This window comes from Micrococcus sp. ACRRV (assembly GCF_022346985.1).
Taxonomy (GTDB): domain Bacteria; phylum Actinomycetota; class Actinomycetes; order Actinomycetales; family Micrococcaceae; genus Micrococcus; species Micrococcus porci.
Window position 1 is genome coordinate 1 of sequence record NZ_JAKRNH010000068.1, and the last position, 12,909, is coordinate 12,909.

General features: G+C 73.8%; 12 protein-coding genes and 1 tRNA gene. 8 read left to right on the plus strand and 5 right to left on the minus strand.

Annotated features, from left to right (window positions below):
- Positions 1-893, plus strand: an 893-nt coding sequence (locus MHY29_RS08160; protein WP_255718730.1) for a hypothetical protein, incomplete at its 5' end; no start/stop codon positions are given.
- A gap of 31 nt (positions 894-924) precedes the next feature.
- Here the strand turns inward: MHY29_RS08160 and radA are convergent.
- The gene (gene radA, locus MHY29_RS08165; RefSeq protein WP_239239897.1) at positions 925-2,346 is read right to left on the minus strand and encodes a DNA repair protein RadA; all 1,422 of its coding nucleotides are present in this window, start codon (positions 2,344-2,346) and stop codon (positions 925-927) included.
- Between the two features lie 56 nt (positions 2,347-2,402).
- On the minus strand, positions 2,403-3,572 hold the full coding sequence (locus MHY29_RS08170; RefSeq protein ID WP_224355815.1) for an aromatic acid exporter family protein: 1,170 nt from the start codon (positions 3,570-3,572) through the stop codon (positions 2,403-2,405).
- A gap of 217 nt (positions 3,573-3,789) precedes the next feature.
- Here MHY29_RS08170 and pstS point away from each other — a divergent pair, with 217 nt between their 5' ends.
- The 4 genes from pstS to pstB all read left to right on the plus strand — a co-directional run bounded on the left by pstS (position 3,790) and on the right by pstB (position 8,196).
- Positions 3,790-5,007 carry a phosphate ABC transporter substrate-binding protein PstS gene (gene pstS, locus MHY29_RS08175; protein WP_286670225.1) on the plus strand — a complete coding sequence of 406 codons (1,218 nt, stop codon included), beginning with the start codon at positions 3,790-3,792 and terminating at the stop codon, positions 5,005-5,007.
- Between the two features lie 159 nt (positions 5,008-5,166).
- Positions 5,167-6,129, plus strand: a complete 963-nt coding sequence (gene pstC, locus MHY29_RS08180) for a phosphate ABC transporter permease subunit PstC (protein WP_224355814.1) — start codon at positions 5,167-5,169, stop codon at positions 6,127-6,129.
- Positions 6,129-7,325 carry a phosphate ABC transporter permease PstA gene (pstA, locus tag MHY29_RS08185; protein WP_224355813.1) on the plus strand — a complete coding sequence of 399 codons (1,197 nt, stop codon included), beginning with the start codon at positions 6,129-6,131 and terminating at the stop codon, positions 7,323-7,325. Before pstC ends, pstA begins: the two co-directional genes overlap by 1 nt.
- A gap of 91 nt (positions 7,326-7,416) precedes the next feature.
- Complete coding sequence (gene pstB / locus MHY29_RS08190; RefSeq protein WP_239239900.1) at positions 7,417-8,196, plus strand: phosphate ABC transporter ATP-binding protein PstB; 780 nt, start codon at positions 7,417-7,419, stop codon at positions 8,194-8,196.
- Positions 8,197-8,285: 89 nt separating this feature from the next.
- Here pstB and MHY29_RS08195 read toward each other — a convergent pair whose 3' ends face one another.
- The 3 genes from MHY29_RS08195 to MHY29_RS08205 form a co-directional block, all read right to left on the minus strand.
- Complete coding sequence (locus tag MHY29_RS08195) at positions 8,286-9,323, minus strand: inorganic phosphate transporter (RefSeq protein ID WP_239239903.1); 1,038 nt, start codon at positions 9,321-9,323, stop codon at positions 8,286-8,288.
- Positions 9,324-9,350: 27 nt separating this feature from the next.
- The gene (locus tag MHY29_RS08200) at positions 9,351-9,977 is read right to left on the minus strand and encodes a hypothetical protein (protein ID WP_239239905.1); all 627 of its coding nucleotides are present in this window, start codon (positions 9,975-9,977) and stop codon (positions 9,351-9,353) included.
- Positions 9,978-10,127: 150 nt separating this feature from the next.
- Entirely contained in the window at positions 10,128-10,802 is a 675-nt protein-coding gene (locus MHY29_RS08205; RefSeq protein ID WP_224355807.1) for a hypothetical protein, read from the minus strand.
- 136 nt (positions 10,803-10,938) lie between these two features.
- Between MHY29_RS08205 and MHY29_RS08210 the strand changes: the two genes are divergently transcribed.
- The 3 genes from MHY29_RS08210 (at position 10,939) to MHY29_RS08220 (ending at position 12,803) form a co-directional block, all read left to right on the plus strand.
- Positions 10,939-11,014 (plus strand) — tRNA-Lys (locus MHY29_RS08210).
- 131 nt (positions 11,015-11,145) lie between these two features.
- The gene (locus MHY29_RS08215) at positions 11,146-11,859 is read left to right on the plus strand and encodes an alpha/beta hydrolase (protein ID WP_239239907.1); all 714 of its coding nucleotides are present in this window, start codon (positions 11,146-11,148) and stop codon (positions 11,857-11,859) included.
- Positions 11,860-11,900: 41 nt separating this feature from the next.
- Positions 11,901-12,803: a hypothetical protein gene (locus tag MHY29_RS08220; RefSeq protein WP_239239910.1), complete on the plus strand. Its 903-nt coding sequence runs from the start codon at positions 11,901-11,903 to the stop codon at positions 12,801-12,803.
- The last annotated feature ends 106 nt before the right edge of the window (positions 12,804-12,909 follow it).

The following is a 12,909-nucleotide window of genomic DNA, read 5'->3' on the forward strand; positions in this document are numbered from 1 at the left end:
GCCAGGCATCCCGCCACCACGCGGCCGTGCTCCGCCGCCGCCGCGTGGTGGCGGGATGCCTGGCGGCGGCGTTCCTGCTCCTGGTGGGCTGGGGGATCGGCGCGCTGGTGAACGCCCTGCTGCCCTCCGGCCGGCCCGACGCAGAGCCGTCCGCGGCCCCCACGCCGGTGTCCTCCCCGACGCCGGCGGCCGCCCGCTCCCTGGACGCCCAGGCCGGCCAGACGCAGGACCCGGCGTCGGTCGAGTCCTGCGCCCCCATGGACCTGCGGCTCGTGGCGGCGGCGGACAGGGAGCGGTACGCCCCCGGGGAGGAGGCGGTGCTCCGCCTGGAGGTGACCAACCTGTCCGGACGTCCGTGCCGCACCGACGTCGGCACGGCGCAGCAGGAGTTCCGCGTCACGGACGCCTCCGAGCAGCAGGTGATGAGCACGCGCGTGTGCCAGGCGGATCCGACCCACGAGGACGTCGTCCTGGAGCCGCGGGACCAGAAGGCCGCCGTGTACCGCTGGAACGGGCGGGCCTCCTCCGCGGACTGCGCCCGGCTCGGACCGGCCGTGGAGCCCGGCGAGTACCGGCTCACGGTGACGCTGGGCGAGGTCACCTCGCGGCCGGTCGCGCTGACCGTCACGGACGGGACGAAGAGCGCCGCACCGGCCTCCTCGCCGGCGGCGTCCTCCGCGGCGCCCGGGCCGAGCGCGACGACGGCGCCCGCCTCCGCCGAGACGTCGTCGGCGTCCCCGTCCGCGTCGAGCTCCTCCGCTCAGCCGTCCTCGCCCGCGCCGAGGGCCTCGGAGCCGACGCCCTCCGCGCCGACGTCGAGCCCCGCGGGGTCCGGGCGGGCGTCCTCGTCCCCGGCCGCCCCCTCGTCCTCCGCGGCGTCCCCGACCCGCTGACCCGCCGGCGTCGGGATCCGCCGCGCCCGGCTCAGGAGCGCGCGCCGGGGGACCGCTGCCCCGTCCAGGACGGGATGGTCCCCAGCGCCTCAGAGAGGGTGCCCACCTGCGCCACGGAGAACCCGGCCGGCACGTCCCCGAGCGGCTCGGGGGAGCGCGGGACCAGGGCGCGGGTGAAGCCCAGGCGGGCGGCCTCCCGGACGCGGCGGCCGATGCCGGGCACGGGACGCACCTCCCCGGCCAGCCCCAGCTCGCCGACGGCGATCATGCCCTGCGGCACGGGGGCGCCGAGCTTCGCGGAGGCGATCGCCACGGCCACGGCGAGGTCGGAGGCGGGCTCGGAGAGCCGCACCCCGCCCACGGTGGCCACGTAGCAGTCGTCCTGGGCCAGGGCGAAGCGGGCCCGGCGCTGGAGCACCGCCAGGAGCATGTTCACGCGGGCGGCGTCCACGCCGGAGACGGTGCGGCGGGCGCTGCCGCCGCCGGAGGGTGTGAGCAGGGCCTGGACCTCCGCCACGAGCGGGCGCCGGCCCTCCAGGGTCACGGTCACGCACGTGCCCTCCACGGGCTCCTGCGTGCCGGAGAGGAACAGGCCCGAGGGGTCGTCGAGGGACTCGATGCCGTCCTCCCGCAGGTCGAAGCAGCCGACCTCGTCCGTGGGGCCGAACCGGTTCTTCACGGCGCGCACCAGCCGCAGCCGCGAGTGGCGGTCCCCCTCGAACTGGCAGACCACGTCCACGAGGTGCTCGAGCAGGCGCGGCCCGGCGATGGAGCCGTCCTTCGTCACGTGCCCCACGAGGATCGTGGTGATCCCCTTCTCCTTGGCGGTGCGGATCAGCGACGCCGCGACCTCCCGCACCTGGGTGACGCCGCCGGCCACGCCCTCCACCTCGGTGGACTGCAGCGTCTGGACGGAGTCCACGATCACCAGGGCGGGGTCCGTCTTCTCGATCTGCCCCAGCGCCCGGCCGAGGTCCGTCTCCGCCGCCAGGCGCAGCGTGTCCGCCAGTGCCCCGATCCGGTCCGCGCGGGAGCGCACCTGCGCCGCGGACTCCTCACCCGTCAGGTACAGCACGTTCCGCGTCCCGCCGCCGCCGGCCCCGCGGGCGGTCTGCGCGGCCACGTCCAGCAGGAGCGTGGACTTGCCGATGCCGGGCTCGCCCGCCAGGAGGATCACGGCCCCGGGGACCAGGCCGCCGCCCAGCACCCGGTCCAGCTCCCGCACGCCCGTGGTGCGGAAGGAGGCCAGCGTGGCGTCCACGTCCCCGATCCGGGGCGCCGCCTGCGCCACGGTGGACGCGTGCGTCCGCCCGGCCGTGGCCGCACCGCCGGCCTCCTCCACGGTTCCCCACGCCTGGCACTCGCCGCAGCGGCCCACCCACTTCACCGTGGTCCAGCCGCACTCGGTGCAGCGGTAGGACGGGGCGCGCTTGGTGGAGGACTTCGTGGCCATGCCGTCACCCTAGCCACGGGGGCGGACGCGCTAGGCGCCCCGCGGCGTCGTGCGCGTCAGACGCGCGGCAGGTAGGTGAGCGCCTCCGCGTGGGAGGCGCCCGTCGCCTCGATGAGGTCCACCATCATGGGCCGCAGCAGCATCACCAGCGCCTCGCCGTGCACGGTGCCCCCGGCCAGCTCGTGGGGGTCCAGCCACGAGGCGGAGGCGCCCAGGGCGTCGCGGGCCACGTCCAGGGAGCGGTGCCGCCCCTCGGCCTGCGGCTCGGCCAGCGAGCGGTGCAGGATCTCGACGGCGTCCGCGGCGTCGTCGAACCAGGCCGCCAGGCGCTCGCGGTGGTCGCCGTCCACGGCGCCGTGGTCCAGGATCGAGACCACGCGGCGGGCCACGATCCGCAGGGAGCGGACGGCGAGGTCGGAGCGGTCGGCGGCCACGGCCATGACGTCCGCCGCGTCGCGGGCCGGGCGCTGCAGCGGATTCAGGACGGTCTGCTCCCGGGTGACCTTGAGCTCCTTGCGGACGTCCTCCAGTGTCGACTGCGTGCGCCGGCACTCCACCAGCGCCATCCACGCCGTGCGGGACTCCTCCGCGCGGAGGGCGGCGGAGAGCTCCCGCAGCACGGAGGCCATGGACTCGTAGAGGCCGCGGAGCTGGCGGGCGGGCAGGCGCGTGGGGTCCCGGGGGGACAGGAGGGTCACCAGGAGGGCGAGGAGGCCGCCCACCAGGGCGTCGGCCGAGCGGGCGAAGGGGCCGTCCGCGTTGAGGGGGAGGAGCACCACGAGCACGGACTGCAGGGACATCTGCATGGTGAAGGTGGCCCCGGAGTCCAGGAACCGGGCCGCCAGCACCGAGACGAAGACCACGAGGACCGCCTGCCAGAGGCCGCGGCCCAGCGCCGCCATCATGAGGTCCCCGATGAGGATGCCGAGCGTGCAGCCGAACGCGACCTCGGCCACCTTGCGGACCCTGGGCTCGCGCTGGAATCCGAGGGCGATCAGGAGGGCCGTCGCCGCGAACAGGGGCTGGGCGTGCCCGAGGACGGTCTCGGCGAACCAGTAGGCGCCCACCGCGCACACGGCCATGAGGGCGGCGTGGCCCACCGAGGAGCGCAGCCGGGACCAGCCGGCGCGGGCCCGGCGGCGCAGGAACCTGCCCACCCCGGAGGGCCCTGCCGCGGCGGGCACCGCGGGCAGGGTCCCCGTCGCGGTGGCGTGGCGGTCCGTCATGGGCGCCACCCTAGCGCCGGGCCGGCCCACCTCGGGGCCCCGCGACGCCCGTGGGTGTCACGCATCACAGGGGGCCCCGGACCAGTTCACCGGCTGTTCATCCTGCGCGGACACGCGATTCATCTCACGCCCCTACCGTCTCAAGAGTCGCGGCGCGACCGTCCTGCTGTCCGGGAGCGCCGTCATCACCGTCACCCTGACTGAAAGAGGCATCCTCGTGAAGGCTCTCCGCTTCGGCCGCTCGGCCGCCCTCCTTTCTGTGGCCGCCCTTGCCCTGACCGCCTGCGGCGGCGGCAACGACTCGGCCTCCTCCTCTTCCTCCGCCGCGTCCTCCTCGGCCGCCGGCTCCTCCTCCGCGTCCTCCTCGGCCGCCGGTTCCTCCTCCGCGTCCTCCTCGGCCGCCGAGTCCTCCTCGGCCTCGGGCTCCTCCTCCGCCGCTCAGGGTGGCTACGCCATCGACGTCCCCACCGCCTCCGGCACCCTCATGGGCTCCGGCGCGTCCTCCCAGGAGGCCGCCATGACCGCCTGGACCGAGGGTGTCAAGGCCACCTCCCCCGAGCTGCAGGTCCAGTACTCCCCGGACGGCTCCGGCGCCGGCCGCAAGGCGTTCCTCTCCGGCGCGGCCACCTTCGCCGGCTCCGACGCCGCCCTGAAGGACGAGGAGAAGACCCAGGCGCAGGAGGTCTGCGGCCCGGACGGCGCGTTCCACGTGCCCGCCTACGTCTCCCCGATCGCCGTGGCCTACAACCTCGAGGGCGTCGACTCCCTGAACCTGGACGCCGACACCATCGCGAAGATCTTCTCCAAGAAGATCACCAAGTGGAACGCCCCGGAGATCGCCGCCCTCAACGAGGGCGTCGAGCTGCCCGACACCGCCATCACCGTCGTGCACCGCGCCGACGAGTCCGGTACCACCGAGAACTTCACCGCCTACCTGGACCAGGTCGCCCCCGAGGCCTGGACCTACGGCAAGGTCAAGGAGTGGCCGGGCGACATCACCGCCGAGTCCGCCCAGGGCACCAAGGGCGTCGTGTCCCAGGCCGCCGCCACCAACGGCGCCATCACCTACGCCGACGAGTCCGGCGTGGGCTCCCTGAAGACCGCCAAGGTCGGCAAGGACGGCAAGTTCGCGGAGATCTCCCCCGAGGCCGCCGCCAAGATCGTCGCGGACGGCAAGAAGCAGGACGACGGCTCCATCGAGCTCGACCGCGCCAACGCGGGCGAGGGCGTGTACCCGATCGTGCTCGTCTCCTACCACATCTTCTGCAACCAGTACGGGGACCAGGAGACCGTCGACCAGGTCAAGGCGTTCGCCTCCTACGTGATCTCCGAGGACGGCCAGAAGGCCGCCCAGGAGGCCTCCAAGTCCGCTCCGCTGGACGCCGAGCTGGCCAAGGAGGCCAAGACTCGCATCGACGCGATCAAGGTCGGCTGATCGGCCGTCACTGACGCGTGAGCAGTCACCGCAGGTCACCGGCCGCTGAACTCCCTTCGGGGGTCGGCGGCCGGTGGGCTGACCGGCGGCCGTCACCCGGGCAGCAGGCGTCTCCGCGGCCGCTGCGTCATCACTCCACCGATCACGAGGGAAGGCATCGTGTCCCACACCGCAACTGAGGCGGCCCCGAGCTCCTCCGCCCTGAAATCGTCGCGGGCGGGGGCCGCCGGAGACAAGGTCTTCTCCGGTCTCGCCCTGGCCGCCGGCGTCCTCATCCTGCTGATCCTCGCCTTCGTGGCGATCTTCCTGGTGTCCGAGGCCTGGCCCGCGCTGTTCCCGGCCGAGGGCGCGAACCTCGAGTCCGGCGACTCCTTCTGGGGGTACGTCTGGCCGCTGATGGCCGGCACCGTCATGGCGGCGATCATCGCCCTGCTGCTGGCCACGCCGGTCGCCGTCGGCGTCGCCCTCTTCATCTCCCACTACGCCCCGCCGAAGATCGCCCAGCCCGTCGGCTACGTGATCGACCTGCTGGCCGCCATCCCCTCCGTGGTCTACGGCATCTGGGGCTGGCTCACCCTGGCGCCCCTGATGGTGCCGATCTACGAGTGGCTGAACGAGTACCTCGGCTGGCTGCCCTTCTTCGGCGGCTCCGTGACCTCCACCGGTCGCGTCCTGATGACCTCCGGCATCGTGCTGGCCGTCATGGTCGTGCCGATCATCACGGCCCTGTGCCGTGAGATCTTCTCCCAGACCCCGAAGCTCCACGAGGAGGCCGCCCTGGGTCTGGGCGCCACCCGCTGGGAGATGATCAAGATGACCGTGTTCCCGTTCGCGCGGGCCGGCATCGTCTCCTCCATCATGCTCGGCCTGGGCCGCGCCCTCGGCGAGACCATGGCCGTGACCATGGTGCTCTCGCCCGGCAAGTTCAGCCCGTCCGTGATCGAGGAGGGCCGCAACGCGACCATCCCCTCGGAGATCGCGCTGAACTTCCCGGAGGCCTACGGCATCCGGCTCAACGAGCTCATCGCGGCCGGCCTCATGCTCTTCGTGATCACCCTCGTGGTGAACATGGTGGCGCGCTGGATCGTGAACAAGCACAAGGAATTCTCGGGGGCCAACTGATGAGCACCGCACTGAACGACACGCCGACGCGGGAGAACACCCCGGCGTCGAAGCACACGCAGAACTCCCTGACGGCCGGGCAGAAGCCCCGCTGGACGTGGATGGCCGTGGCCGCCGGCGCCGTGGTCCTGGGCCTCGGCCTCGAAGCCCTGCTGGCCGGCGGGTTCGCCGACTTCTCCATCGCGCGCTTCATCATCCTGGCCGCGATCCTCTTCGTCGCGGGCATGTACGTCGCCACCCGCGTGCTGGAGAACCGCCGCCAGGCCACGGACGGCCTGTGGCGCAACCTCGTGTGGGCCGCATTCCTGATCGCCCTGGTCCCGCTGATCTCCGTGCTGTGGTCCGTGGTGGCCGACGGCGGCGCGACCCTGTTCGGCAACCCGCAGCTGCTGGTGAACGACATGCAGGGCGTCACCGGCGTCACCGACGCCCAGTACGTCCAGGCCGGCGAGCCCATGGGCGACCTGCCCGGCGGCTTCGCCCACGCCCTGGTGGGCACGTTCCTCATCACCGTGATCGCCACCGTGATCGCCGTGCCGATCGGCCTGCTGACCTCCATCTACCTGGTGGAGTTCGGCCGCGACGGCTGGCTGTCCCGCGCCATCATCTTCTTCGTCGACGTCATGACCGGCATCCCGTCCATCGTGGCCGGCCTCTTCGCCTTCGCGGCGATGTCGGTGGTGCTCGAGATGGTCATGGGCTCCGGCCCGAAGGCGCTGCAGTCCGTGAAGATGGGCCTCACCGCCGCCATTGCGCTCACCGTGCTGATGATCCCCGTCGTGGTCCGCTCCACCGAGGAGATGCTCCGCGTGGTGCCGAACGAGCTGCGCGAGGGCTCCTACGCCCTCGGCGTGCGGAAGTGGCGCACGATCTTCAAGGTCGTGCTCCCCACCGCCATCTCCGGCATCGCCTCCGGCATCACCCTGGCGATCGCCCGCGTGACCGGCGAGACCGCGCCGATCCTCGTGACCGCCGGCTTCGCCTCCGCGGTGAACTGGAACCCGTTCGACAACTGGATGACCGCCCTCCCGGTGTACATCTACCGTCAGCTGGTCGCCCCGACGTCGCCCACGGCCATGGACGCCTCCACGTCCCGCGCCTGGGCCGCCGCCCTGGTCCTCATCATCATCGTGATGGTGCTGAACCTCCTCGCGCGCATCGTCGCCAAGGCCTTCGCCCCCAAGACCGGCCGCTGACGCCGCCACCGCCGCCCCCGCGCGGGGCGGCGGCCGGCGCGGCCACCAGACTCCCGCTCTCCAGCGATCCTCGAAAAGGAAACAAGCTCCCATGTCTAAGCGCATCCAGGCCAAGGACGTCGACGTCTACTACGGCAAGTTCAAGGCCGTCGAGGGCGTCAGCATCGACATCGCCCCCCGCACCGTCACCGCGTTCATCGGCCCGTCCGGCTGCGGCAAGACCACGTTCCTGCGCGCCATCAACCGCATGCACGAGGTGCTCCCCGGCGCCCACGTCGAGGGCCAGCTGCTCCTCGACGGCGAGGACGTCTACGGCCCCGGTGTCGACCCGGTGACGGTCCGGTCCCAGATCGGCATGGTCTTCCAGCGCCCGAACCCGTTCCCCACCATGTCCATCCGCGACAACGTGCTGGCCGGCTACAAGCTCAACGGCACCCGCCTGACCACGTCCCGTGCGGACGAGATCGTGGAGAAGTCCCTGCGCGGCGCCAACCTCTGGAACGAGGTCAAGGACCGCCTGGACAAGCCGGGCTCCGGCCTCTCCGGCGGCCAGCAGCAGCGCCTCTGCATCGCCCGGTCCGTGGCCGTCGAGCCGGACGTGATCCTCATGGACGAGCCCTGCTCGGCCCTGGACCCGATCTCCACCCTGGCCGTCGAGGACCTCATCAACGAGCTCAAGGAGGACTACACGGTCATCATCGTCACGCACAACATGCAGCAGGCCGCGCGCGTGGCGGACAAGACCGCGTTCTTCAACATCCAGGGCATCGGCCAGCCGGGCAAGCTCATCGAGTACGCCGAGACCAACACCATCTTCAACAACCCGTCGAACCAGCAGACCGAGGACTACGTCTCCGGCCGCTTCGGCTGAGCCGACCCCCGGCCCCGCACGCAGGCCCCCCGCCCGGACATCCGGGCGGGGGGCCTGCGTCGTCGTGAGGGGAGGTGTGCGTCGACGTGTCAGCCGAGCAGGGGCAGCAGCACGGCGCCGGCGGCGAAGGCCAGGGACCCGCACACCAGCGGCGTCGCCACCCACCACACGGCCACCCGCGCCACCGCGCCCCACCGCACGGACGCGTAGGACTGGGTCTGGCCCGCGCCGACGATCCCCGCCACGCCCGTGTGCGTGGAGGACAGGGGCAGGTGCAGGAGCATCGTGCCGGCGAAGAGCAGGACGGCCGGCACCACGGCGGCGACGGCGGCGCGCAGCGGGTCCAGGATCACCAGGCGCTCCGTGAGGGTCCACGCGATGCCCCATGCCCCGCCCAGGGTGCCGATCCCGACGGCCGCCGCGAGCACGGCCGCCGCTGCGACGAACGCCGCGCTCAGCTCCGTCCCCGGGGGCAGTCCCGTGCCGACGGCGGCGGTCGCCGCGAGCACCGCCAGGGGGAGCAGGCGCAGCGCCGCCTGCACGCCGTGCCCCAGCGCGATGAGCCCGGTGGAGACCGCCAGGGCGATCCGCGCACGGTGCTGCACGTTCACGGTGGTGCCGGTGGTGGCCAGGCGCAGCACGGGCCGCGCCGTCAGCCGTGCCAGGCCCCAGGCGAGGACCGGGGACAGCAGCAGGCTCGCTGCCACCTCCCACCGTGCGCCGTTCTCGAAGGCGGGGTCCAGGCCGCTGCCGAGCGCCGACACGGACGCGACGTGGGCGGCGGCGAGCGAGGCCAGCAGGGCGTGCGTGGTGGACGTCGGCGCCCGGAAGCGCCACGCGAGCACGCCCCAGCCGAGCGTCACCGCGGCGGCCACCCCCACGAGGGCCAGGACCTCCGGGTGCGCGGTGCCGCCGGCGACCATCAGGGGCAGCCCCAGGGTCAGCATCAGCGCGCCGAGCAGCACGCCGACCGCGTTCAGCAGGGCGGACAGGATCAGGGCGACGCGCGGCGTCAGCGCCCGGAACCGGACCGCCAGGGCGACGGCGTTCGGGGCGTCCCGGAATCCCATCAGCCCCCCGACCGCCAGCAGCAGGACCAGCACCGGGACCAGGAGCGGCGCGGTCACGCCCTGCCCCCGCGGCGGTGCGCCAGGTCAGGACTCACGGACCAGCACCACGCCGAGGTCGGTGTTGACGCGGTCCAGGGCGAGGACGGCGTCGCGCAGGGCGGAGGCGATCTCGCGCTGGCGGTTGTAGTCACGCTGGAGCAGGTCCGTGCCGAGGTCGGCGAGCCAGTCCACCATGAGGCGTTCCATGCGGCGGATGCCGCGCTCGAGCTGCATCCAGGTGTCCTCGAGGGCGTCCAGGTCCCGCAGCTGGCGGGTGCCATGGGCGAGCAGCTCCGCCTGTCGGCCGAGGGTCTCCAGCAGCTCCACGGCGTTCCGGGGGAGGGCGTCCAAGTCTGCGCGGTGGACCAGCACGCCGGCGCCGACCACGCGGTGCGCGGCGGTCTTCACGCCGTCGGCGAGGCGGTAGAGGTCGGGACGGGGCACGGGGGTGACGTAGGCGCTGCGCAGGGCCGTGAGGAAGGCCATGAGGGCGGCCGTGGCGGCGGCGTCGAGGGCGGAGAGGTCGCGCTCCACGCGGTCCCGCTCCGAGCCGTCGGCGGCGACCGCCTGGGCCACCGCGCGCACGGCGCGGCCCAGGGTGTCGCAGAGGTCGGTGAGGTGGCCCAGGGCGGGCGAGTCCCGTGTCACCAGCCAGGCGGGCCGGGGCGTCATGCTCAGCGGCACCCACCTTCCGGGGACGGGCCGGCGGGGCGGCCGTGGATCGAGGACGACGCCGGACCCGGGACGCCTCTCGGCGGAAGGCCGCTCACGGCGGCAGAATGTTGGAGCCCGGGGTCACCTGCGGTCCGGCGTCGTCGCGGATCAGTCTAACGAGCCGTCCCGCCACGATCGAGCGGCGGCCTCCAGCGCCTCCGCCGTGGAGATCATCCGGGCGGCGCGCAGGGTCAGGCGCGCGGCGTGCGCGGGGTCCGCGTGCTCGGCGGCGGCGGCGTGCTCGGCCTGGCCCAGGGCCACCACGCGGGCGTAGGCGCCGGCCCGTTCCAGCGCGACGTCCAGCTCGGAGCGGTACGCGCCCGTGAGGATCGTGTCCGTGAGCCGGCGCAGCTCCTCGGGGCCCGGCGGCTCCACGGCCCCGGCCACGGCCCGTGCGGCGTGGGCGGCGTGCCCGGCGCGGTACCAGGCGGCCCAGCGCTCGCCGTCGCGGGCGGTGGCCTCCTGAAGGGCGTACAGGCGCCACAGCGCCCCGGCCAGGGACACGGCGGGGGCGTCCGCCCACAGCCCGGCCAGGGTCTCCACGCCCACCTCGCGCACGAGCCCCACCAGGCGCGCGACGACGTCGGGGTCCTCCTCGGCGCGGCCGCCCGCCACGAGGGCGTGGGCCAGGCGGGAGGCCGCGGCGGCGATCTCCTGCGGGTCCTCGCCGTCGGCGAGGTCAGCGATCAGGCCCGGGTCCGTCAGGCGGGGCCGGTGCGGGCGGACCAGGCCGGACGCGGTGGAGCTGGCGCCGCGGCCGGCGGGGGCGCGGTGGTGGGCCATGGGGGCTCCTTCGGGTCGGGTTCGGCGGTCCGAGTGGACGGGCGGGGCCCGGGATCCGGGCCGGTCCAGGGTAGCCCCGGCGCGCCTCGGCTACCATGGCAGGGCACCCGCGCGGCCCCGCCGCGGAACCGGGTGAGGGCCTTTAGCTCAGCTGGCAGAGCATCGGACTTTTAATCCGCCGGTCGCGGGTTCGATCCCCGCAGGGCCCACCACTTCACGACGCCGGCCCCGCTCAGCCCTCGCCGAGCATCCCGCGCAGGGTGCGCTCCACCGGGGTGGCGTCGGCGCGTGCGTCCACGATCGCGGAGGACGGCGGGGCGGCGCCCACACCTAGGATGGAACCATGAGCACCGGTTCCGCGCCAGAATCCGAGCCGCTGGCCTCCGGCGGGCACGCCGTCTGGTCCCGACCGGAGCACGAGCGGGCCGGCACCGACCTCGTCCTCGTGCTGCACGGCTACGGCTCCAACGAGGTGCGCGCCGCCCGCAGGTTCTTCCCCATGCTCCCGGAGCGCTGCACCGGCCTGGCCCTCCGCGGGCCCTTCGAGATCGACGCCGCCGCCGTCGAGGGCCCGGACGATCCCGGGGCCCACGGCTGGTTCCTGCTGGACGTGCTCCTGCAGTCCGACTTCGCCCAGGTGATCGCCGCCGCCCACCGCGTGTACGACGCGCTCGCGGACGACGCCGTGGCCGACGCCGGGTTCCGCAGCGTGTCCGTGCTCGGCTTCTCCCAGGGCATGGCCATGGCGACGACCGTGATCCGGCTGCGTCCCGAGGCGTTCGCGTGCGGGGTGGGGCTGAGCGGGTTCGCGGTGGACAACGAGCTGCTCGCCGTCCTGGACTCGCCCGCCGAGGGCCCGGGGCCGCGCCCGTTCTTCTGGGGCCGCGACGCGCAGGACCCGGTGATCCACCCGGACGCCGTGGCCCACACCGCCGCGTGGGCGGAGGAGCACACCCTGCTCACCGCCCGCACCTACCCGGGGATCCTGCACGGCACCGGCCCGGAGGAGGCCCGGGACGTGCGGATCTTCCTGGAGCACGTGCTCGGCGGGGCCTGATCCCCTGACCTGCGCGGGGGCGGGCCGCTACGGTGGCCCGCATGGCAAAGAACTCCATCATCGGACGGTACGCATCCGGGAAGGCCAAGGACTTCGCGATGAAGTCCGCCTTCGACGAGAACGGCAACCCCACCGAGGGCTTCGAGAAGCTCGTCTTCACCACCCTGGACATCCAGCGCCCGCTGGTGCTGAAGAATATCCAGCGCCTGCACGAGAGCCACCCGGGGGAGACCCCGGAGCAGCTCGCCGAGCGCCTCGCGGACCAGTACGTCACCGCCTCCACCGGCGCGGGCGCCGCCGTGGGCGGCACCGCGATCGTCCCGGGCATCGGCACCGTGGCCGCGCTGGGCCTCTCCGCCGCGGCCACCGTGGCGTTCCTCGAGGCCACCGCCCTCTACGCGCAGTCCCTGGCCGAGCTGCACGGGCTCACCACCAAGGACCCCGCGCGCTCCAAGGCCCTCGTGATGGCCGTGATGCTCGGCGACGACGCCAAGGAACTCCTCAAGGACATCTCCCGGAAGAGCGGCGTGAAGAACACCGGCACCCCGGACTCCGCCGCGGGCCTGGCGGCCATGATGAACGGCGGCGCGGCCGGTCAGGCCGCCGGCGGCGCCGGCCTGGGCGCCGTGGCCATCGAGCAGCTCAAGAAGCAGTTCGTCAAGAAGGTCCTCGTCCGCCAGGGCGCGGGCTTCCTGGGCCGCGCGGTGCCGTTCGGCGTCGGCGCCGTGATCGGCGGGGTGGGCAACCGCGCCATGGCCAAGGCCGTGGTGAAGAACTCCCGGGACCTGTTCGGCCCTCTGCCCGCGCAGATCCCCGGCGAGATCGTCGCGGCCTCGGCCAAGGGCCAGGACGTCGGTCAGTCTGCGGAGGACGGCAAGGGCGGCCTCGTCTCCGGCCTCATCAAGGCCCTGCCGCTGGGCAAGAAGGACGAGAAGAAGGCCTGACCGGCCCCTGACGCCCGCGCGACGACGGCGACGCACCCGCTTCAGGGGGCGTCGCCGTCGTCATGCGGGGGGCGTCCGGGCGTCAGGGGCCGGTCAGGCCTTCTTC

Excerpts from the sequence above, each read along its gene's own strand:
- radA (WP_239239897.1), bottom strand. The coding sequence starts at position 2,346 with ATGGCCACGAAGTCCTCCACCAAGCGCGCCCCGTCCTACCGCTGCACC.
- MHY29_RS08170 (WP_224355815.1), bottom strand. The coding sequence starts at position 3,572 with ATGACGGACCGCCACGCCACCGCGACGGGGACCCTGCCCGCGGTGCCC.
- pstA (WP_224355813.1), top strand. The coding sequence starts at position 6,129 with ATGAGCACCGCACTGAACGACACGCCGACGCGGGAGAACACCCCGGCG.
- pstB (WP_239239900.1), top strand. The coding sequence starts at position 7,417 with ATGTCTAAGCGCATCCAGGCCAAGGACGTCGACGTCTACTACGGCAAG.
- MHY29_RS08200 (WP_239239905.1), bottom strand. The coding sequence starts at position 9,977 with ATGACGCCCCGGCCCGCCTGGCTGGTGACACGGGACTCGCCCGCCCTG.
- MHY29_RS08205 (WP_224355807.1), bottom strand. The coding sequence starts at position 10,802 with ATGGCCCACCACCGCGCCCCCGCCGGCCGCGGCGCCAGCTCCACCGCG.
- MHY29_RS08215 (WP_239239907.1), top strand. The coding sequence starts at position 11,146 with ATGAGCACCGGTTCCGCGCCAGAATCCGAGCCGCTGGCCTCCGGCGGG.
- MHY29_RS08220 (WP_239239910.1), top strand. The coding sequence starts at position 11,901 with ATGGCAAAGAACTCCATCATCGGACGGTACGCATCCGGGAAGGCCAAG.